Origin of the sequence: Pseudarthrobacter siccitolerans, assembly GCF_030823375.1 — a bacterium.
Classification (GTDB): domain Bacteria; phylum Actinomycetota; class Actinomycetes; order Actinomycetales; family Micrococcaceae; genus Arthrobacter; species Arthrobacter siccitolerans_A.
In genome coordinates this window covers 3,781,629-3,800,772 of the sequence record NZ_JAUSXB010000001.1, presented here as the reverse complement: position 1 = coordinate 3,800,772, position 19,144 = coordinate 3,781,629, and the positions used below count along the sequence as shown (strand labels likewise).

The window sequence follows — 19,144 nt, the reverse complement described above, 5'->3', positions numbered from 1 at the left end:
TCGAAGATTGCCGCCCTTGGATAAGGGGCAGGTCGCGGTTTTTGGGCCCTACCTGCCGTAGCTTCCAGACTATTCCCGGAAGTGGCATTCGGCCTGCGGATCGGCTGATTTCTTACTACCATACAAGCACTACCATTCTAGTTTGTCAATGGTAGCTACACTGGATACATGGCATCAGGCAAAGGCGAAAAGGCTCCGTCCCCGCGGCTGTCCGTAAGGGACCAGACGCTCGAGACGCTCCGGCGTCGGATCATCTCGCTGGAGCTGCCTCCCGGAGAACCCCTCTCCGAGAATGAACTGGCCCAGGAGATGGGCATCAGCCGCACTCCCGTCCGGGAGAGCCTGATTCTCCTGCGCGAGGAGGGCCTGGTACAGGTCTTCCCGCAAATCGGTTCCTTCGTCTCCTTGGTGGACCTGTCCCGCGTTGCGGAGGCCCAGTTTGTCCGGGAAGCCATCGAATGCGCCTCACTGACTGACTTCGCCGCGGATGCTGACGCCGTGGCTGGCCTTCGGGACATCCTGGCCGGCCAGCGTGAGGCCGAGGCCAGTGGCGACATCGAAGAGTTCTTCCGCCTGGACGAGGATTTCCACCGTGAGCTGCTGCGTTTGGCCGGGCATGAGTCCGCCTGGAATGCAGTCAACTCCGCGAAGGCACATCTGGACCGTGCCCGACGGCTCAGCCTGATCGACACCCGGCCGGTGTCCACGCTGATTGAGCAGCATACCGCCGTGGTCGACGCTTTGGAGGCTCGGAACCTCGCAGATGCGGACAACTCCCTGCGGCTGCATCTTCGCGGCGTCTTTGACGACATCAAGCGGATCCAGGCGTCCTCCCCCGATCTCTTTTCCGACGGAACTGCACGCCGCCCCGTCCGGCGGAATGTGGCCCGCCTGTCCTAGGACGGGGAATTGTCGGCCCCTCTTGCTACGTTTGAATCAAGGCCAGGGGAACCGTCCTCCGGCCCGGCTGTCGATGGGGAGGCCCCGTGTTTTTGCTCGAAGCTGCAACTGCCGGTGCGCTGCCGGACCTGGTGTTTTCTGCCAGCGATCTGGTAGCCGCCAGCGAGTGTGAGTACCGCACGCTCCGGATCCTCGACGAAAAGCTGGGCCGCACCCCCAAAGCGAAATTTGAAGCGGACGAGATGCAGGTTCGCGCCGGTGAGCTGGGCGACAAGCACGAGCACACCGTCCTGGCCAGCCTGATCACCAAGTACGGCGAGTGGGATGCCAGCCGCGGAACGGGCGTCTACTCACTTGACCGCGGGCAGAACCTGCGCGGAGAGCTCCAGGCCAAGCACGCGGAAACCGAGCTCGCCCTCCGCTCCGGTGCCGACGTTGTTTTCCAGGCCACGTTCTTCGACGGCGAATTCCTGGGCTACGCGGACTTCCTTGTCAACGAGGGCGCCGGCACAGGCAGTCCCGGCCGTTACGAAGTCTGGGACACCAAGCTGGCCCGCCATGCGAAGGTGGGTGCCCTGCTGCAACTCGCAGCGTACGGTGACCAGCTCCTCGGGATGGGCCTCGCCCCCTCCCCCACTGTGACCCTGGTCCTCGGAACGCGGGTAGGTGAGGACTGGCTCCGCAGCAGCCACTCCCTCCCCGACCTGCTGCCTGTTTTCCGCGAACGACGCCGGCGCTTCCGCCAGCTGACAGCGGAACACCGGGCCGCCGATACCACCGTCCGTTGGCAGCAGCCCGGCATCGTCCACTGCGGCCGCTGCGACTACTGCGCCGAGCAGGTGCAGGAGCACCGGGACCTGCTGATGGTGGCCGGCATGTCCGTGGTGCAGCGGAGGAAACTGCACGCTGCCGGCATCACCACCATCGACCAGCTCGCAGCCATGCCTGCAGAAGACGCCCGAAACTCCATGGTCCGGCTCCGGGCCCAGGCGCGGATGCAACTGGGCCTTGACGCGCCCGCAGGATCCAGGACGTTCATCAAGGACGGCCAGCCGCACACCGTTTCCTATACAGTCCTGCTGGAGAACACCATTGCATCTATCCCTGCGCCCAGTCCGGGTGACATCTTCTTCGACTTCGAAGGCGATCCGCTGTGGCAGGACCCGGCCACCGGGGCATGGGGTATTGAGTACCTGTTCGGCGTGATTGAGGCTCCGGTTACAAGCGACCCGGTTGAAGGCGATCCCGGCGATCCCGTGTTCCGCCCGTTCTGGGCCCACTCCCGCTCCGAAGAACGCAGAGCCTTCCTGGCCTTCCTGGACTACGTGGAGGCACGCCGGGCCCGCTACCCGGACATGCACGTCTACCACTACGCGGCCTACGAAAAGACAGCCCTGCGGAACCTTTCCCTGGCCCACCAGGCCGGCGAGGACACGGTGGACGCCTGGCTCCGTGAAGGCCTGCTCGTTGACCTCTACGCCACGGTCCGGCAGTCCCTGCGCATTTCCGAAGCGTCCTACTCGATCAAGAAGCTCGAGCCGCTGTACATGGGAGACAACCTCCGCTCCGGGGACGTCAAGGACGCCGGCGCCTCGGTGGTGGCCTACGCCGCCTACTGCGCGGCACGCGATGGGGGGAACACGGCCGAGGCGGCGACAATCCTGGCGTCCATCTCGGACTACAACCGGTACGACTGCCTCTCCACGCTTCGACTGCGCGACTGGCTGCTGGAGGTCGCCGGGCTGACCGGCGCGGAACCTCCTTCGGCTACGTCGAAAGCGCCACCCGGTTTGCCTGCCGTTACTGAAGCCGATGACCGCCCCGCAGCGCCTGACGAGACGGCTGAGGCTCCTGAAACTGCGGAGGAACGCCGGTTGCGGGAGTACCTGGCGGGTCTGCCGGACAACCGCCCCTGGACGGACGACGAACGCGCCATCGCCATGGTCGCCGCAGCTACCGGCTACCACCGCCGTGAGCGTAAGCAGTTCTGGTGGCAGCACTTTGACCGGGTGGAAGCACCCATCGAGAACTGGTCGGACCAGCGGAACGTTTTTGTGGTGGCGTCCGCCGAAGTTACCTCCGATTGGGCACTGGCGAAACCACGGGAACGCATGCGCACGCGGATCCTGCGGCTCCAGGGCACTATGACGGAGGGATCTGATTTTCGGGCTGACTCCAGCTGGTGCCGGCTCTACGACGCTCCTCCACCGGACGGCATGGCCGGCCCCGACGCCGCTCCCGGTGCCCGGGCGTTCACGTTTGGAACCAGGATCAGTGAGATCGCGCCTGCCCCGGACAACCCCGGACAGGTCGTCATCACCATCGCCGAGCGCGAGTCCGGGAAGGTTGCCGCGTACCCGCACCTGCCGGTAGCCCTCACTGAGGACCAACCGCTGGCCACCGCCAGTATCGAGGCTGCCATCGCCGAGATTGCTGGCGCCGTCGGAACATCGGTGCCGTCGCTGCCTGCCCAGCCGGGACTGGACATCCTGCGCAAGCAGCCCCCGCGCTTCCGAACCCTCCGGCAGCCAGTGGACGTTCCGCACGGGCCCGATGGTTCCGCCGATTATGCCGCCGCCATCACTGGCTCCGTTCGTGATCTCGACCGTTCCTACCTCGCCGTCCAGGGCCCTCCCGGCACCGGAAAGACGTACGTTGGTGCTCATGTCATCGGCCGCCTGGTGGGTGAAGGCTGGAAAATCGGTGTGGTGGGCCAGTCTCACAATGTGGTCGAAAACCTGCTGTGCTGTGCCATCGCCACCGGTGGAGTGGACCCGGCTGTGGTCGCGAAAAAGCTGGCATCCCCGCACGACGTTCCGTGGCAGGGCACCGCTGAGGGCGACGTCGGCAGGTTGTTGGCCTCTCCCGGCGGCTGCCTGGTGGGCGGCACTGCCTGGACCATGACAGGCAAGGAGGTCCCGGCCGGTTCGCTGGACCTGCTGGTCATCGATGAGGCCGGGCAGTTCTCGCTGGCCAATACGCTCGCCGTTTCCCGGTCAGCGAAGCGGCTCCTCCTGCTCGGGGATCCCCAGCAACTGCCGCAGGTCAGCCAGGGCGCCCACCCGGAACCCGTGGACGAATCCGCGTTGGGCTGGCTGGCCGCCGGGCACGCCACCCTGCCGGCCAGCCTCGGCTACTTCCTGGCGGACAGCTGGCGAATGCATCCTGAACTGTGCCGCGCGGTCTCGCGGCTGAGCTACGAGGGAAAGCTCCAGGCGGCACCCGCGGCCTCGCGGCGCCAGCTGGAACAACTGCCTCCCGGGGTGGAGACAGTATTCGTCAACCACAGCGGCAACGCCACCGCGTCCAAGGAGGAAGCCGCCGAGGTGGTCCGCCAGGCGCGGCGGCACCTGGGGCTGAAGTGGACGCTGGGCGGGGACAGCGAGTCCCGTCCGCTGGGCCAGGAAGACCTGTTGGTAGTGGCCGCATACAACGCCCAAGTCCACCTCATCCGGAGAGCCCTCGCGGAGGACGGCCTGCCTGACGTCCGCGTCGGGACCGTGGACAAGTTCCAGGGCCAGGAGGCACCCGTAGTGCTTGTCTCGATGGCCTGTTCCGCGGTCAGCGAGGCACCCCGCGGCGCCGAGTTCCTGCTGAACCGGAACCGGATCAACGTAGCGGTCTCACGCGGGCAGTGGCGGGCAGTCATCATCCGCTCTCCCGAGCTCACCAGCTACATGCCGCACCGGCCCGCAGCCCTGGAGGAGTTGGGCGCCTTCATCGGGCTTAGCCCAAGGGAGTGAAGCATCCCCGGACAGGAAGCAGGGCCGGATAAACGAGCAAGTCAGCGTGCGTTGAAGCCGCGGAACTTACCCTCAGCTTCAGAAATGGAGTCCTCCACCCGTTCCACCTGGCCGGGTGTCCGGTTCGAGTTCAACCATTCCCGGAGCTCGTGGACCTTCCACTGCGGCCCCTCGGCCACCAAGGCGACCGAACCGTCGTCGAGATTCTTCACCTCGCCGCTGAGACCGAGCTCTTCCGCCTTGCCCATGGTCCAGAAGCGGAAACCGACACCCTGCACCACGCCAAAAACGCGGGCAGTCAGCCGGACCGAACCCGTGTCCGACTCATCAGAAGAATCAGGCACCCCTGATGATGGACCTGCGTGCCTCGCCACGGCGCCTCCCCTCCGTCAGTGCCGCTCCTCCCAAGTAAGTAGCGCCAAGTGTCGTTATGGGGCTCCAAAACGACACTTAGCGCTACTTACTTGGGAGGGCGGAGCGGTTAGTTGATGGTGATGTCGCGGGTGCTGTGGTTGTAGCGGATGGTGACAGTCCCGCCGTCGTGGTACAGCTCATGGTTCGGGCCGTCGAAGGTGCCGAACGCGCCGTAGTTCTCGTCCCAGGACCGGTTGATGGCGATCTTGAAGGTGTAGTGCCCGGCCGGCAGTTCCGCGCTCTTCTTCCAGAGCTGGTCCAGGAAGTCGAACTCCATCTGCGCCTCGTCGTACTGCGGCGCCCAGTTCTCGGGTGCACCGAGGAAGGTGTTGAAGTCGCCGGCAACAGCCACTGCCTCCGGCTGCGGGTGCGTCTCAACGTCCGCGTCCTCGAACGGCTCGGCAGCCGCAGGTGCTGCAGCTTCCGTGGTCTTGGCCGGAGCCTTGCCCTTGCGCACGGCTTTCACCACGGGCTCAACGGCGTCTTCAAGCACCTTCGCTGCCTTTTCCACGGCAGCAGCGGCCTTCTTGGCAGGAGTTTTCCTGGTGGTCTTCTTGGCCTCGGCCTTGGCAGCAACCGGCGCCGCTGTTTCAGGAACGGCGGTGGTCTGGCGGACGAACCCTGCGGGAGCCGCAGGAACCGGAGTGCCGGCAGGGACCGGAGCGCCGGCGTCGAGCGCGGTGGCGAAGGACACCGCGTCCGGGTAGGCGACCGTGGCACGCATGCCGTCCTCGGTGATGGTCCAGCCGGAGCGGCCCTTGACCAGCCAGCCGGCCTTGACCAGCTTGGCCGTGGCGGAAGTCAGCGTCTTGTGCCCGCGGGGAATCCCGCCGCTGAGCAGTTCGGCCTCGTGCTCGTTGAACGGCACGCGTGCCGTAGCCTCCGCGAGGACCTGCCCCGCGTTCAGTGCATCACCGGACCACACGCCTTCGGTCAGGACATCCAAAACGGTCTTGAGTCGAAGGAAGGTGTTTTCTGCGGTGGACTTGGCCATGATTCCCCTTTTTATAAAAGCGATCGGTCTTAGGCATCTTGCCAACTGCCCGTTACATCGCGCGACTTAATACGGTTAACTCTGCGTGTCGTGACCGACTATGAAGCGGACATTCCCGGAAGTGAGTCTGGAGTATCGGGTGTAGGGCTTGCTGCATAACCCTGGAGTGCGTTCACAGCTGCCGCCCTGCACCCCTCCGGACACGCCTGCGGCACCCAGTTTAGCTGCATGTTGGCGCCGTTGTTGCCTGTGACACAACTGGCGTCAGCGGACCGCGTCGAGGCCGTTCAGTTCTGCCAGCAGTTCCGCCTTCCGCTCCTCAGATGCGAAGGACGAATGAATGGAGTTGGCGGCAAGCCTGGCCTTGTCGAAATCGGAGAGTTCGAACACTGCGTCCAACTGGCTGAAGTTGTCGTCCACGTAGCCGCCGAAGTAGGCCGGGTCATCAGAATTGACCGAAACGTTCAGGCCCGCGGCGAGCATGGCGGGCAGCGGGTGGTCGGCCAGGGTGTCCACCGCGCGCAGCCGAACGTTCGACAACGGGCAGACGGTCAGCGGGATCCGCGCGTCCACCAGGCGTTCCACCAAGGCAGGATCTTCCATGCACCGGATACCGTGGTCGATCCGCTCCACGCCTAGGACATCGAGGGCTTCAAGGATGTACGACGGCGGCCCCTCCTCGCCCGCGTGCGCGGTCAGGCGCAGGCCCGCTTCGCGGGCTTTGGCATAGAGCCGCTCGAATTTCGACGGCGGGTTCCCTACCTCCGCCGAGTCCAGCCCCACCGCTCCGATGGGCGCGTTCATTGCCAGCAGACCGTCGAGGACTTCCAACGCGGATTCCTCGGAAAGATCCCGCAGGAAAGCTGCGATCAGCATGGTGGAGATCCCGAAGTCTTCCTGGGAGGTGGCCAGGACGGAAGCGACGCCGTTGACGCAGGTCTTCAAGGGGATGCCGCGCGAGGTATGGGCCTGCGGGTCCATCATGATCTCAGCGTGCCGAACCCCGGCAGCAGCGGCGCGCTCCAGGTAGGCATAAGTCATGTCGGCGAAGTCTTCCTCCGTCTGCAACACGGCCATGTTGGCGTAGTACAGGTCGAGGAAGGACTGCAGGTCCGTGAACTCATACCGCGCCCGCAACTCATCCAGCCCGGAGTACGGCAGTGTGATGCGGTTCCGCTCGGCCAGCGCAAAGATCAGTTCCGGCTGCAGCGTCCCCTCGATATGAAGGTGCAGTTCGGCCACCGGGAGGGGCTTGGCGTGCGTCTCCGGCTCGACTGCGTCAGGTTCGGTCTCAGGCACGGCACTGCTGCCTGCATAGTTATCCATCCGGTCAGGATAGTGCCCCGACCGGATTCGCGTCTCGCTTGGCAATGAGGCACCCAGCAAACCACCAGCTTGCACCCAGAAAAGATCTCAGTTTGATAACGGCACTGCTATGTCCTAGCGTGAAATGCATGCCCGGACAGCGGGCGACATGAATGCCCGGTGCTGCCTCCACCAGAACTGCCCAGCAGGCAGACACCGATATTGACCTCTATTCGTCAGGGGCGGGCAGTGGCGCGATGATCTCCGGGGACGGAACCAGCGCAGGTGGCCTTCAGGAGCATAACCATCATGAAAAACACCAGATTCCGTGCTGCCGCACGCCGTGGAGCCACCGTGGCCGCTATTTCAGCCGCCGGCCTCGCGCTGTCAGCGACCGCGGCCAGCGCCACCACGAGTGCCTCCACCTGGGACTCCCTGGCGCAGTGCGAGAGCGGCGGCAACTGGGCCACCAACACCGGCAACGGCTTCAGTGGAGGCCTCCAGTTCAGCCCCGGCACCTGGGCAGCGTACGGCGGCGCAGGTTCGGCCTCGGACGCCACCCGTGAGCAGCAGATTGCAGTCGCCGAGCAGGTCCAGGCAGCGCAGGGCTGGGGCGCCTGGCCCTCCTGTGCAGCGCAGCTGGGCTTGAGCGGCGGCGGTACCGGCACAGCACCGCAAAGTGCGCCGGCGCAGAGTGTTCCTGTCCAGGCGGCACCAGTCCAGACTGCACCGGTCCAGGCTGCTCCTGTCCAGGCAGCCACCGCCACGGCTCCGGCTGCCAAGCACGTCACGGCGGTTGCCCTGAGTGGCGAGACCTACACGCTGCAGGCGGGCGACACTTTGAGCATCGTGGCTGCGAAGCTGGGCATCGACGGCGGCTGGCAGCACCTTGCCGACGCCAACCTCGGCACCGTTTCCGACCCCAACCTCGTCTTCGAGGGACAGGTCATCCAGCTTCCCGCGTGAATCACTGCCCGCGAGAATGACGGCGCAGTATCCGAGGCCGGCACGGCCTCCCCAAACCGGTCGGCGATAGACAAATTCCGTTGACCAACAACGACGCCGGCGTGCCCCCAGAAGGGGCACGCCGGCGTCGTGCTTTTAAAGCTGCTGAAGGCAGAGACTCAGCTGTTCGCGGGAATCTCGCGCACGATGCGCACCTTCCATGCAGACTCGTCGCTGGTGTCCAGTAGGGCAACGGTGCCGTGGGCCAGGTTGAGGGCCACGCGCTTGACCACCAGGAGCTCCAGGTACAGGTGCTCGTTCATGCGGCCCGGAGTGTCAATCATGTACTTCACGGCGTCGCGGACCTTGCGGTAGTTGGCGCTCTTCTCCCGGTGCATGTGCAGCTCCAGCGCAGACCGCTGCTTGAGCCTCGGCTCGTGCCGGTTCAGCAGGGTGACCGCGGTGTGAACGCCCACGACGAGGGCGAGCGAAACGGCGTAAATCCACCATCCGCTGGACAGCAGGAACAGTGGAAGATTGGCGATGGCCACGACCGCGATGATCACGCGAAGGGCCGCGATGCGGCGGACCGTCCGGGCGACGGCGGCGATGCCGTCGCGGAAGCGGTGCTGGTCCTTCCGTGCTGTCTCGGGATCAAGGGTAAATTCGTCAAGGACCAGGATGCCCTTTGCGTCCGGGCTCAGCATCTGCCCGTAGCGGGGCGCGAAGGAGTGGGTGATTCCGGCGATTTTTTCAGGTGTTGATGTCATGAGTAGGCTTCCAAAACGGTGGGGTGTTGCGGCGATCCTAGTGGGTTCGACTGCCCGGTGTATGCATGAGTCCACTATGTGAACACTTCGCTGAGGGAGGTGTGGCGCCCGGCACTGCAATTGGCACATCCGCAAGCTGCCGTCAGACTGAAGGGATGCAAACCTTCCTCCCGTACCCCGATTTCCGGCAGAGCGCCGCGGCCCTGGACACCGCCCGCCTGGGCAAGCAGCGCGTCGAAGCGCTCCAGACACTGCGTGCCCTGGTGATTCCCGGATACGGCTGGCAGACCCACCCGGCGATCCGGATGTGGATGGGTTATGTGCCGGCCCTGACTATGTACGGGCTGGCGATGGTGGACGAATGGACCAAGCGCGGACACCCGGACAAGACGCGTGAAAACATCACAGAGTTCGCCCCGCAGGCGGCCCACCCGGACTACGCGGACAAGATTCCGATGCCGCCCTGGCTGGGCGACCCCGACTTCCACCTGAGCCACCGCTCCAAGCTGGTGCGCAAGGAACCAAAGTTCTACAGCTCGGTTTTTGAAGACGCGGTACCGGATATGGACTACCTCTGGCCCGAACCCAAACACGAGTTCCTGCCCCAGGAACCTGAGGGCGACATCCTCTGGATCCTCCGCTCCCCGCATCACGACGTCGATCCCCAGGCCCTGGACACGGTGGCACTGCCGCCGGCCCATGGTTTCCCCGCTGCCGCGCCCGCCGCGGACGAACCGGATGACGGCTACTCTCCTGTCTACATCGACGACGGATCCCGCCGCCCCTCAAAGCAGCCGCGGAAGGCGCCGCCCAGGCCTCAGCTGAAAAAGCCCACCCGCAAGCGCCTGGCCCAGGAGGAAGCCTTCGCCACCCTCCCCGGAAAAACTCCCGTCGCCGTCCCGTTCGAACACGGCCACAAGTTTGCGGTGGGACAGGTTGTGGGCCGGCCCATCACGCTGGAGGACGGCAGGTTCGGAAGAAACTTCACGGTTACCGAGATCATCGACCGGTCGGCCTTCACCTACCCGGCACTCCTGCAGGATCCCCGCGTGTTCTTCCCGGTGGAGGCACCGTAGAGCACCCAAAGTTAATCGCATACAGTAAGGCTTGGGTGCGGGGGACGCACACCATAAGCATGGGGGCAACATATGGGTGCTGGCGACGGCGCGGCAGAGCAGGCGCGCTTAGCTGCTGAACGAGCTGCAAAACTGCGGCGGCAGCTGGACTATGCAGAACGTGCTGAACGGGCGTGGGCGGCTGGCGCCGCCGGCGAAGCCCGCGTTGCCGCCGTGCTTGAGGCCCTGGAGTCCCAGGGCTGGATGGCCCTGCACGATGTCCATTGGCCCGGACGTCCCAAAGCGAACCTTGACCATATTCTGGTCGGGCCCGGCGGCGTCATCGTCATAGACGCAAAGAATTGGTCGGGCGACCTGCAACTTCGTAATGGTATCCTGCGGCAAAATGGCTACTCCCGGGAGCGGGAAGTTACTGGAGTTCTGGAGCAGGGTGCAGCAGTGGCCGCCCTCCTCGAACCGCAGCACCGCCGCTACGTCCAGGCCTGGCTCTGTATGGTTGGTCAGCCCAATCTACAAGGGACCACGGCCAGCGGGGCCCGGGTCCAAGGGATCGAAACGTTGCCTCAGGCAGTAGCAGCTACCGCTGCTGTGCTTGATCCCGGGACAGTGGGAGCCGTTCACCGCTACCTCACGAACCAACTTGCGGGGGGCTCGAGTCCTTCAGTACTGACGACCGGACATGTACCTACAGGACCGCCGGATTTCGCCCATTCTTCAGGCCCTGCAGCGACCTTGCAGCGCTGGCGCACCGCCCGTGATCCTGCCGACGACCCGCGCACCCTTCGCCCTTCGGGAACAAGCCGGCCGAAGCCTGAGGGAACGAAAAAACCGGGTTGCTTCGGCATACTCTTCCGGCTGGCTCTCATCATTTTCGTCCTGGGCGTGATCCTCAACGCCCTTTCACAGCTTTCGCCCCAGCCCCAACGGGTCCCGGTTCCTAGTCCGGAGATTGTTTCCACCCTCCCAGGGCCGCCCTGACCCAGCTTCCGTGAGTACGGTCAGCGCAGCGCTGATGGCAGACTGTCATCCATGACGATCCTCTTGGCCGGCTGCGGCGACCTCGGGACTGAAGCCGGTTTGCGGTTCGCTGCCCGCGGTCGCCGTGTAGTGGGCTGGCGCCGCTCCCCCGCAAAGCTGCCGGCCGCGATCGAAGGTGTGGCGGCTGACCTGAGCGCACCCAACCTGCCGCCGGTCCCGGCGGACACTTCCGCCGTCGTCATTGCCGTGGCCGCAGATTCATCCTCGCAGGATGCCTACCGGTCCGCGTATGTGCGGGGCCTGGGCAACGTCCTGGATGCTTTGGAGCGCGACGGCGTGACGCCGGGCCGGGTGCTCTTTGTCTCCTCCACCGCGGTTTATGGAGACGCGGGAGGCGGCTGGGTTGATGAGGGCACGGCACCTGCGCCGGGCGGCTTTTCCGGCAGGATCCTGAGGGAGGCGGAGGAGCTTCTCCGAAAGAGGCTTGAGGGAACCCCCACAACTGCCGTGTCCCTTCGGCTGGGCGGGATCTATGGGCCGGGCCGGACCAGGTTGATCGACCAGGTGCGCGACAGTTCCGCCGTTATTCCCCAGGACGTCCGGTACACCAACCGTATCCACCGCGACGACGCTGCGGCTGCGATCGTGCATCTGGCCACCATGCCTGCAAGCCCGGGCCCGGTCTACGTTGGCGTGGACAACGACCCGGCCGATCTCGGAGCCGTGCTGCGTTTCCTCGCCGGCGAACTGGGCATGGCTGCGCCGCCGGTGGGAGACGCCGGACCTGCCCGCGGCGGGAACAAGCGCTGCAGCAACAAACTCCTCCAAAGCACGGGCTTCACCTTCGCGTTTCCTTCCTTCAGGGACGGTTACCGGGACGTCCTGGCCGGCAACGGCATCCGCCACCCGTAGGCTGTCCCCTGAACAAAAGCGACGTGATGCGGGATGAGTGAGGCAGGAAACTTGGACTTTCGGGAAGTTATTGAGGCTGCCGGGCAGGTTGTCGATTTTGCCGGAGTAGCTGTCATGGTGGTTGGCGCCCTGGTGTCCGTCCCTCTGGCACTGCGCGGTCATCAGCCGCGAAACCTTCCTGCGGGCAGTGGGAAATTGAACTTCTACCGCTTATACCGGCAGCTCCTGGGCAGGTCCATTTTGCTGGGGCTTGAGCTGTTGGTTGCCGCCGACATCATCCGTACGGTCGCGGTGACACCGACCTTCGAGACCGTTGGAGTCCTGGCCATCATCGTGCTGATCCGGACATTCCTCAGTTTTTCCCTTGAGCTTGAAATTACCGGACGCTGGCCGTGGCAAAAGGAGTCCAGGGAATCCGGTGATCCCTCAGAGGTACCTGCAGGATAGGAATTGCCGGACGGCTCCAAGGAGCGGGCCCGGCGTGAGTCGGGACGTCATACCCGGTCCGTACAGACTGGGGTACAGTGCCTGTATCTTTCCCCGGTGCATTGGGAGGATGCCTGGCCGATCTCCGCATCACAGAGGCAACTGAATGCAATGAACGGATTCAGAACCATCGACGCGGCCCCGCCGCGGGGTGACAACTTGGAGAGGTCCTGGCGTCGCATGCGGGTACTCCCCCTCGTTTCGGCGGTCCTTTTGTCGGTTCTGGGCTCGATGACTTTCGCTTCCGATTCGCCGCCCACCCTTAGCGCTGAAGCCCAGGGAACCGGACGGGCGGATGCGGCCTCTGCTTCGCCGCACCAAGCGGTTAAGAACACCAGCCGGCCCAGCGGAGAGGCCATGCCCGTCGGCAACCTGCCCGGGTGGAAACAGGTTTTTACGGAGGATTTTGTCAGCGGGAATGTGCCGGTGGGCGGATTCCCGGGCGACGTCTACGGCCCGAAGTGGAGCGCCAATTACGCTGACGGTACGCCGGATACGGCTGCCCAGTTGAATCAGGCAAAGTCCGGGTATTTCCCGTCCAAGGTCCTTAGTGTGCAGGACGGCGTCCTGGACATGTATCTGCACTCCGAAAACGGCTACTCAATGGGCGCGGCACCGGCGCCCAAGCTTACGGAGACCAGTGAACGGCCCTACAACAGCCAACTCTACGGACGATACTCCGTGCGGTTTAAGGGCGACGCACTGAAGGGATTCAAAACCGCATGGCTGCTCTGGCCCGACAGCAAACAGTGGCCGCGGGACGGCGAAATAGACTTCCCGGAGGGAGACCTGGCGGCAACAATCTATGCTGCCATGCACGGCACTGGCAGCGATGAGGGCGGGCTGATCGATATGTTCCACACCCCGTCTTCCTTTAGGTTCTGGCACACGGCCACCACCGAATGGAGCCCCGGACGGGTTGAGTTTTTTCTTGACGGCAGATCAATTGGCATGAGTACCACCGCCACGCCGGATACGCCGATGCATTACATTTTGCAGACCGAATCCTGCCTGCCGGAGTGCCCGGATCCGGCAACGAGCGGCCATCTGTATGTGGATTGGGTGGCCATCTGGGAAAAGGGCTGACCGCACCAGCTCCCCGCGGCATAGGCTGAGCCCTGGCTCACGCCAACTGAGCCCATACCGGCCGGGCTTCAGCCGTTGTCCGGACGCCAGTACCGCAGCCCGCCGCTGATGGCGCCTTCTTCGGCGAGGTCGACCACAGCGTACGGGAAAGCACCGCGGTCCCACTGGTCAGGTCCGCGGCCCCGGACGTCCGAAGACCACGTGCCGGTGTTGACATACCGGGTGGCGGATTCTCCGAGGGCCGACTCGAGGGCACGGTGGGTGTGGGCCGAAACGTACCAGGCTACCGCGGAACTGTGCGCTTCGAGGGTGCGCGCGACGCGGGCCGCTGCGGCAGGAGCCTCCTCGCTGGCGATGCTGCGCCCGGCGGCCGCGAGCACCATGCGGGAGGCCGTGCGCGGGAGCACCGCCACCGTCCGGAACCGGGACAGGCGCGCCAGGTCCCGGACAGCCTCCCCGTCGAGCTCCAGCCGCAGTGACTCGGCCTGCAACAGCTCGCCGTAGGCAACCTCACGGACGCGGCGTTCCGCCCGTTCAGACGCCAGGCAGGCCCGGGCAACAGCGCCGGCACGGCTCAGGCGCGATGTCGACGGCTGGGCGTGCCACGCGGCGAGCGGAGGCAGGTCCAGCTCGTCGGTACCGCTGACCGCGGTGCGCAGCAGTTCGGGGATCCGGTGCAGCGCGTGATGCTGGTGCCCGTGTTCGGCCACGAGGACGTGGGGCACGTGCAGGAACCAGGGGTGCACCCGGACCTGCGCGGGCCCGGCCGGTGACAGCAGCGATGACAGGCGGGCACCAACGGAGGGCCGGGCCAGCTCCACGTCATGGTTGCCGCACACGAAGTGCAACTGCACGCCGCGCGCCGCGCACGCCTTGAGCGCCTGCAAGGTGTCCGGGTGGCGGTCCAGGATGGACTCCAGCCGGGCCAGGCTCTCCTCTTCGGGGAACCCGGCCAGCTCAAAGGTGTCACCGACAAAAACGACGTGCTGCTGGCCGGCGGCCGCCAGCACCTCGCGGTGCAGGAACTCTGGCAGCACCTTGCCGGGGCGCCGGGGGTCCTCGTCCGCCGCGCCCAAGTGGAGGTCGCTGAGGAGCCACCACCGGGCTGCGCCACTCACGTGAGTAGTTCCAGCAGACGTGGCAGGAGGAGGAGCAGGCACGCTATCCACATGACGGCAACGGCCCCGCGGCTCACCGCCCGGTTGAGAATCCTCGGGGCTGCGGTTTGCCTGGGGTCTGGTCCGGCGTGCCGGACCTCGAGGGTGACGAGGGTGACGAGCAGGGCGGCAGCCACCAACAGTCCTGCAAGATCGGTCATGACGCAGCCTCCTGCCGTGCGCGTGCAAGGCACGCGAGGATGGTGATGGCGCCCATCGAGACGACGCATGCCTGCCACGACCACACGGCAAGGTAGAACATCGCCGTGGACACCACGGTGAGCGTGGCGAGGCCAAGCGCCAGGACGAGCAGCGCTTCGAGGGCGAAGTCGGTTACCGGCGTGAGCCGGGCCAGTGCCTGTCCCGGGAGCAGGATGAGGACAGCTGCCGCGGCGGCCGTTTGCAGCGGAGTCGGCAGCCCCACAAGCGTTAGGAGCACCAGCACGACGGCGGCGAGACCGAGCGCCATGGTGGGCCGCTTGACGATAGTCATGGCACTCATGGCACTCATGGCGCCACCTTGTACACACGTGCATCCACGTTGTTGAACACCAGCTCCACGCCGTCCTGCATGCTAAACCACTCCTCCAGCTCGGTGAATTCGCCCGCACTGTTGTCGCCCTGGAGCACCACGCTCGCCTCCGACGAGCGCAGGAAGAGCATGTGGGCGCCGGCCGGGGTGTGCCGGGCAAAGTTGTAGACGATGGGACCGCACGTCTGAGTTGACAGGTCCTCCCGGCACAGGTCATCCATGGTCCGGTAACGGTGATCGAGGTAGGACCCGCTGCGCCACGGCGTCGGGTGGGCTGCGGAGATGACCGCCGAGCCGGGAGGCGCCAGATGCTCCGCGGCGGCGACTGCCTCCATCTCATTGTCGGTGAAGACGTCATACTGGGCGTTTCCGAACCGGCCGGTCACGGTCAGTACGGCCAGCAGGAGGCAGGTGAGGACAAGGCCTCCCACGGCGCGGACGGACGGGCGAGCGACGCCGTTTCCGGGGAGCAGCACCGAGCTCGCCAACAGGGCTACGAAGGGCAGTGCGAACAGCGAAACGCGAATGAGCATTTCTCCGCCGTACGCCTGCGCGGGGAAGAGCAGCAGTGGGGTGAGGGCGAGGAGGACCACACGGAGGTCGAGGCGCCCCCGGCGCCGGTCGAGCACTGCCCCGACAGCGGCGAGCACCCACAGGAGGACGGTGAGGCCGACCCGGATTTGCACCGCGAGCAGGTGCCCGGGAGTCCCGCTCACACGATCCACCACATTGGACTCGGCCGCAATCTGCAGTCCTGCGTCCTGCAGGAGCGGGTGCCCGGCGAGGTACGTACTCGCCGGGAAGACGAGCCAGAGCATCAGCACCAGGCCGGCGATCAGAGGCAGCCTGCTGGGCCATACCCGCCCGCTCAGGGTGAGAACGGTAATGACAATGAGCAACATAAACGGCGTCAGCTGATGGCTGGCGTTGATGACCGTGATGAGCAGGAGGGTCACGACGAGAGCGGCCAGCCGGCGCGCCGGCTGGGGTTCGGCTGGCGAGCGCCCCCGCCACCACTCCGCCAGGTCGGCGCGCCGGAAGCCGTGGAACTTGGCGGACCGCGCTGCCAGCGGACCGAGGAGCATCGCAAGCACAACGAGATACAGGAAGAAGCCGAAGGCCTGGGGCGACAGGTAGTCCTGGTCCTGCCAGTTGCCGAGGCAGAAGAGCCAGAGCACCAGCCAGCGCCGCCTTGGATCCCGGGTCAAATAGCCGGTGAGCACGGCCACGGCAGTCAGCCACAGGCCCACGTTGAGCACTGGAGCCCACAGGGCAAGGGTCACTGGGTCGAGGCCGGTCGCCCCAAGCACCGTCGCAAGGAGAGCGAAGAAGCCCGGCCAGTTGAAGTACGCATCGATGTTCGGATCGATCCGCTGCATACCGGAGAGGGCATCCGCGATGCCGAGATGCCGGAACGCGACCTCACCCCGCGGTACGTCTGTCACAAAGGCTGCGGCCCCGAAGAGCACGAGCACAAGCACAGCCACGAGCCAGACCATCACCGGTCGGCTCGCCGGTCCCGCGGAGTCCCCGCGCAAGGCCACGAAGAAGGCGGCGTTAAGTATCAGGACCCCCACCCAGAACGGGTAGGGCAGGACGGCGACGAGCCCCAGATCGCTGTTCACGGGCAAGGACACTGTGGAAGCGGCCCCCGCGGCGAGCACCAGTGACACGAGTCCCGCGAGGGCGCACCACAGGTCACGGGGTTTCCAGCGCCTGTCTAAGCGGCTCGGCGCATCAAGCGTGCTGGTCATCGTACCTCCTGTTTGACGTGCCGGAGGACTGCGAGCAGCCGAAGGCCGACCGCCAGGGCTCCGATGGAGAGCACCACCAGCCAGGTAAGGGCCATGGCGCTGGGACCGCTTTCGGCGGCGGACAATGCTGCGACGCAGAGGGCGACTGCGAGGACCACGCCGACCGTGATGGCCTCCGCGTAGCGGCCGCGGGCCCGGCACACGGCGTTGTAAGACTGCAGCACCGCATAGGCAACCACACCGGCCGCCAGCCACCGCAGGGCGCCGGCGGATGCATCAGCGTACCGGTCTCCCAGCAGATGGAGCAGGGGGCGGGCGAAGACGATGAGGACGACGGCAGCCAGGCCTCCTATGGCGAGCGACCACCGGAGTGTGGCCCAGGTGGTCGACACGAGGCGGCCAGGCTCCCGCACACCCTCGGAAAACTGAACGATGCCCATCAGCATCGGGGCGGTGTAGGCCGCCCAAGCCATCATCCACGCAGGATACCAGTAGGCAGCAGCCTCGGGAGATACGATGTGGACGAGCAGGAGCGGCAGCACCAGCCCGGGGGCGCGCTCGGTGAGGGTGAGGAGCTGGTTTGGAATGCCCACCATCAGCAGCGGACGGCCACGCGCCGGGTGCAAGGATGGCCGCGGCCGGTAGCCGACGAGTCTGCGCAACTGGACCACACCCACGATGCACGTAGAGGCGGTGCCAAGGGTCCAGCATGCCATCAGCACGTCCGCCGCGGCGGGATTCGCTTGCCAGGCCACGAGTGCTGCAGCCCCGAGCGAGACCAGACCGCCCACCGTGTACCTCAAGGTCGCGCTGGCACCGCGTCCCAGTGCCACGAGCGCCTGGTCCAGCACGGTGCCCATGGTCCCGGTGACGGCGGCCACGAGGAACATGAGCCAGAAGAGAACCGATACCGAGGCCGTGTCCGGCGCCACGGCCGACTGCAGCAGGAGGTACCCGAGGCCCAACACGGTGCTGGCCAGTGCCACGATGCCGAACGCCGCATCCAGCACCCGTGCCGGCGGTTCCCCCCGCCCGATGGAGACGATCACGGCCGACCCGGCGCCAAGCACCGCGAGCTGTGCGCAGATCAACACCGCCGAGACCGCCGCCGTAGTGAGCCCGACCTCACGCTCGGACGCAGCATGCGCGGCCACCACCCAGAAGGCGAAACCTGAGCCGGTCTGGGCGCCTTTGGCGATGATGAGGCCGAGTGAGCTGCGCAGGGCGGAGTGCCGGACGGGCGGGGCGTCCACGGCTCGGTCCCCCCTCAAGGCGCTCACGACGCGAAACCCTTGACCAAACCCGCGTAGTTGTACCAGCAGAAGGCTATGTAGTAGCGCAGCCACCGGGGTTGCCCCGCCGCAAGGCTCAAGGCACTGCCCCGAACTGCCGCGGCGGCGGGCAGCAGCGCCAACCTCGCACCGCGCCAGCCGTGTTTGCGGATCATCTTTCCCAGTCCTGTTCCGTCCATGAGGAACTGGTCGAGCGCGAAGTCGAAGTCGTCCGCTGCGAAACGGTGTTCGACGACGACCCGGCGTGACACCGCAGTGCGCATCCCGGAATTCCGCATCCGCCAACGCAGTTCGATGTCCTCGCCTGACTTGAAGGTGTCGTCGAAACCCACACCCAGCATCAGTTCCCGGTCCACGACGGTCGCTACCAGCCCGAACCAGTTGCGGCTGCGGCCAGTGCGGTGGTGACGTGCCAGCGCCTGCCCCCAGTAGCCCGGGCCGGCGACGCTCTCCAGCCCGGCCTGGAGGGCATCGTAGCCTTCCTCGACGAGCTCCGTGAGCAGGTCCGCAACCCCTCCGGGCCCGAACACGACGTCGGAGTCGACGAGCAGGACCCAACGGGTGGTGCTGCTCTGCACACCGAGCGTTCGAGCCCACGGCAGGCCGCGCCCCTCGTCGCTTAGGACCCGGGCACCGGCCGCGAGGGCGAGGTCGACGGTGCCGTCGGTGGAGCATCCGTCCACCACGATGATCTCGGCCACGCCGGACTGACGCAGGGCCTCCAGACAGCGCGGGAGCATTTGCTCCGCGTTGCGGGCCGGTACGACGGCGGTGACTTCGGCAGGGTTGGGGCCCACTGT

19 protein-coding genes are annotated in these 19,144 nt (G+C 65.9%); 8 read left to right on the top strand and 11 right to left on the bottom strand.

Annotated elements, in window-relative coordinates:
• Positions 1–168 precede the first annotated feature (168 nt).
• A complete protein-coding gene (locus tag QFZ36_RS17735; RefSeq protein ID WP_306638317.1) occupies positions 169–900 on the top strand; it encodes a GntR family transcriptional regulator in 732 nt (243 codons plus the stop codon).
• An 86-nt stretch (positions 901–986) separates the two neighbouring features.
• Positions 987–4,643: a TM0106 family RecB-like putative nuclease gene (locus QFZ36_RS17730; protein WP_306638316.1), complete on the top strand. Its 3,657-nt coding sequence runs from the start codon at positions 987–989 to the stop codon at positions 4,641–4,643.
• Between the two features lie 41 nt (positions 4,644–4,684).
• Here the strand turns inward: QFZ36_RS17730 and QFZ36_RS17725 are convergent, their stop codons facing one another.
• From QFZ36_RS17725 to QFZ36_RS17715, 3 genes are all read right to left on the bottom strand, one after another.
• Complete coding sequence (locus QFZ36_RS17725; RefSeq protein WP_306638315.1) at positions 4,685–4,987, bottom strand: acylphosphatase; 303 nt, start codon at positions 4,985–4,987, stop codon at positions 4,685–4,687.
• Between the two features lie 137 nt (positions 4,988–5,124).
• Entirely contained in the window at positions 5,125–6,051 is a 927-nt protein-coding gene (locus QFZ36_RS17720) for a pullulanase X25 domain-containing protein (protein ID WP_306638314.1), read from the bottom strand.
• A gap of 264 nt (positions 6,052–6,315) precedes the next feature.
• Positions 6,316–7,377 (bottom strand): adenosine deaminase, encoded by a 1,062-nt coding sequence (locus QFZ36_RS17715; RefSeq protein ID WP_306638313.1) that lies wholly within the window; start codon positions 7,375–7,377, stop codon positions 6,316–6,318.
• Between the two features lie 288 nt (positions 7,378–7,665).
• Here QFZ36_RS17715 and QFZ36_RS17710 point away from each other — a divergent pair, with 288 nt between their 5' ends.
• Positions 7,666–8,322 carry a LysM peptidoglycan-binding domain-containing protein gene (locus QFZ36_RS17710; RefSeq protein ID WP_306638312.1) on the top strand — a complete coding sequence of 219 codons (657 nt, stop codon included), beginning with the start codon at positions 7,666–7,668 and terminating at the stop codon, positions 8,320–8,322.
• Between the two features lie 158 nt (positions 8,323–8,480).
• On the opposite strand, the gene QFZ36_RS17705 is transcribed toward QFZ36_RS17710, so the two are convergent.
• The gene (locus QFZ36_RS17705; protein ID WP_373427054.1) at positions 8,481–9,071 is read right to left on the bottom strand and encodes a hypothetical protein; all 591 of its coding nucleotides are present in this window, start codon (positions 9,069–9,071) and stop codon (positions 8,481–8,483) included.
• A 155-nt stretch (positions 9,072–9,226) separates the two neighbouring features.
• Between QFZ36_RS17705 and QFZ36_RS17700 the strand changes: the two genes are divergently transcribed.
• Positions 9,227–10,147 (top strand): MSMEG_6728 family protein, encoded by a 921-nt coding sequence (locus QFZ36_RS17700; protein WP_306638311.1) that lies wholly within the window; start codon positions 9,227–9,229, stop codon positions 10,145–10,147.
• A gap of 108 nt (positions 10,148–10,255) precedes the next feature.
• On the opposite strand, the gene QFZ36_RS17695 is transcribed toward QFZ36_RS17700, so the two are convergent.
• Positions 10,256–10,411: a hypothetical protein gene (locus QFZ36_RS17695; RefSeq protein WP_306639299.1), complete on the bottom strand. Its 156-nt coding sequence runs from the start codon at positions 10,409–10,411 to the stop codon at positions 10,256–10,258.
• Here QFZ36_RS17695 and QFZ36_RS17690 point away from each other — a divergent pair.
• The 4 genes from QFZ36_RS17690 to QFZ36_RS17675 are packed head-to-tail and all read left to right on the top strand — an operon-like array spanning position 10,361 to position 13,609.
• A complete protein-coding gene (locus QFZ36_RS17690; protein ID WP_306638310.1) occupies positions 10,361–11,125 on the top strand; it encodes a nuclease-related domain-containing protein in 765 nt (254 codons plus the stop codon). The two genes, QFZ36_RS17695 and QFZ36_RS17690, sit on opposite strands and share 51 nt — an antisense overlap.
• Before the next feature lie 51 nt (positions 11,126–11,176).
• Positions 11,177–12,037, top strand: a complete 861-nt coding sequence (locus tag QFZ36_RS17685; RefSeq protein ID WP_306638309.1) for an NAD-dependent epimerase/dehydratase family protein — start codon at positions 11,177–11,179, stop codon at positions 12,035–12,037.
• A gap of 51 nt (positions 12,038–12,088) precedes the next feature.
• On the top strand, positions 12,089–12,484 hold the full coding sequence (locus QFZ36_RS17680; RefSeq protein ID WP_306638308.1) for a DUF1622 domain-containing protein: 396 nt from the start codon (positions 12,089–12,091) through the stop codon (positions 12,482–12,484).
• Positions 12,485–12,487: 3 nt separating this feature from the next.
• A complete protein-coding gene (locus QFZ36_RS17675; protein WP_306638307.1) occupies positions 12,488–13,609 on the top strand; it encodes a glycoside hydrolase family 16 protein in 1,122 nt (373 codons plus the stop codon).
• 68 nt (positions 13,610–13,677) lie between these two features.
• Here the strand turns inward: QFZ36_RS17675 and QFZ36_RS17670 are convergent, their stop codons facing one another.
• The 6 genes from QFZ36_RS17670 to QFZ36_RS17645 are packed head-to-tail and all read right to left on the bottom strand — an operon-like array spanning position 13,678 to position 19,141.
• Entirely contained in the window at positions 13,678–14,727 is a 1,050-nt protein-coding gene (locus QFZ36_RS17670) for a hypothetical protein (protein WP_306638306.1), read from the bottom strand.
• Positions 14,724–14,927: a hypothetical protein gene (locus QFZ36_RS17665; RefSeq protein ID WP_306638305.1), complete on the bottom strand. Its 204-nt coding sequence runs from the start codon at positions 14,925–14,927 to the stop codon at positions 14,724–14,726. The genes QFZ36_RS17670 and QFZ36_RS17665 overlap by 4 nt, the downstream gene beginning before the upstream one ends.
• A complete protein-coding gene (locus QFZ36_RS17660) occupies positions 14,924–15,277 on the bottom strand; it encodes a hypothetical protein (protein ID WP_306638304.1) in 354 nt (117 codons plus the stop codon). Before QFZ36_RS17660 ends, QFZ36_RS17665 begins: the two co-directional genes overlap by 4 nt.
• Positions 15,274–17,052 carry a glycosyltransferase gene (locus QFZ36_RS17655; protein ID WP_306638303.1) on the bottom strand — a complete coding sequence of 593 codons (1,779 nt, stop codon included), beginning with the start codon at positions 17,050–17,052 and terminating at the stop codon, positions 15,274–15,276. The genes QFZ36_RS17660 and QFZ36_RS17655 overlap by 4 nt, the downstream gene beginning before the upstream one ends.
• Positions 17,049–18,332, bottom strand: a complete 1,284-nt coding sequence (locus QFZ36_RS17650) for a lipopolysaccharide biosynthesis protein (protein WP_306638302.1) — start codon at positions 18,330–18,332, stop codon at positions 17,049–17,051. Before QFZ36_RS17650 ends, QFZ36_RS17655 begins: the two co-directional genes overlap by 4 nt.
• The gene (locus QFZ36_RS17645) at positions 18,329–19,141 is read right to left on the bottom strand and encodes a glycosyltransferase family 2 protein (protein ID WP_306638301.1); all 813 of its coding nucleotides are present in this window, start codon (positions 19,139–19,141) and stop codon (positions 18,329–18,331) included. Before QFZ36_RS17645 ends, QFZ36_RS17650 begins: the two co-directional genes overlap by 4 nt.
• Between the last annotated feature and the right edge of the window lie 3 nt (positions 19,142–19,144).

Excerpts from the sequence above, each read along its gene's own strand:
- QFZ36_RS17665 (WP_306638305.1), bottom strand. The coding sequence starts at position 14,927 with ATGACCGATCTTGCAGGACTGTTGGTGGCTGCCGCCCTGCTCGTCACC.
- QFZ36_RS17735 (WP_306638317.1), top strand. The coding sequence starts at position 169 with ATGGCATCAGGCAAAGGCGAAAAGGCTCCGTCCCCGCGGCTGTCCGTA.
- QFZ36_RS17710 (WP_306638312.1), top strand. The coding sequence starts at position 7,666 with ATGAAAAACACCAGATTCCGTGCTGCCGCACGCCGTGGAGCCACCGTG.
- QFZ36_RS17705 (WP_373427054.1), bottom strand. The coding sequence starts at position 9,071 with ATGACATCAACACCTGAAAAAATCGCCGGAATCACCCACTCCTTCGCG.
- QFZ36_RS17655 (WP_306638303.1), bottom strand. The coding sequence starts at position 17,052 with ATGACCAGCACGCTTGATGCGCCGAGCCGCTTAGACAGGCGCTGGAAA.
- QFZ36_RS17685 (WP_306638309.1), top strand. The coding sequence starts at position 11,177 with ATGACGATCCTCTTGGCCGGCTGCGGCGACCTCGGGACTGAAGCCGGT.
- QFZ36_RS17700 (WP_306638311.1), top strand. The coding sequence starts at position 9,227 with ATGCAAACCTTCCTCCCGTACCCCGATTTCCGGCAGAGCGCCGCGGCC.
- QFZ36_RS17660 (WP_306638304.1), bottom strand. The coding sequence starts at position 15,277 with ATGAGTGCCATGAGTGCCATGACTATCGTCAAGCGGCCCACCATGGCG.
- QFZ36_RS17720 (WP_306638314.1), bottom strand. The coding sequence starts at position 6,051 with ATGGCCAAGTCCACCGCAGAAAACACCTTCCTTCGACTCAAGACCGTT.
- QFZ36_RS17695 (WP_306639299.1), bottom strand. The coding sequence starts at position 10,411 with ATGGACATCGTGCAGGGCCATCCAGCCCTGGGACTCCAGGGCCTCAAG.
- QFZ36_RS17715 (WP_306638313.1), bottom strand. The coding sequence starts at position 7,377 with ATGGATAACTATGCAGGCAGCAGTGCCGTGCCTGAGACCGAACCTGAC.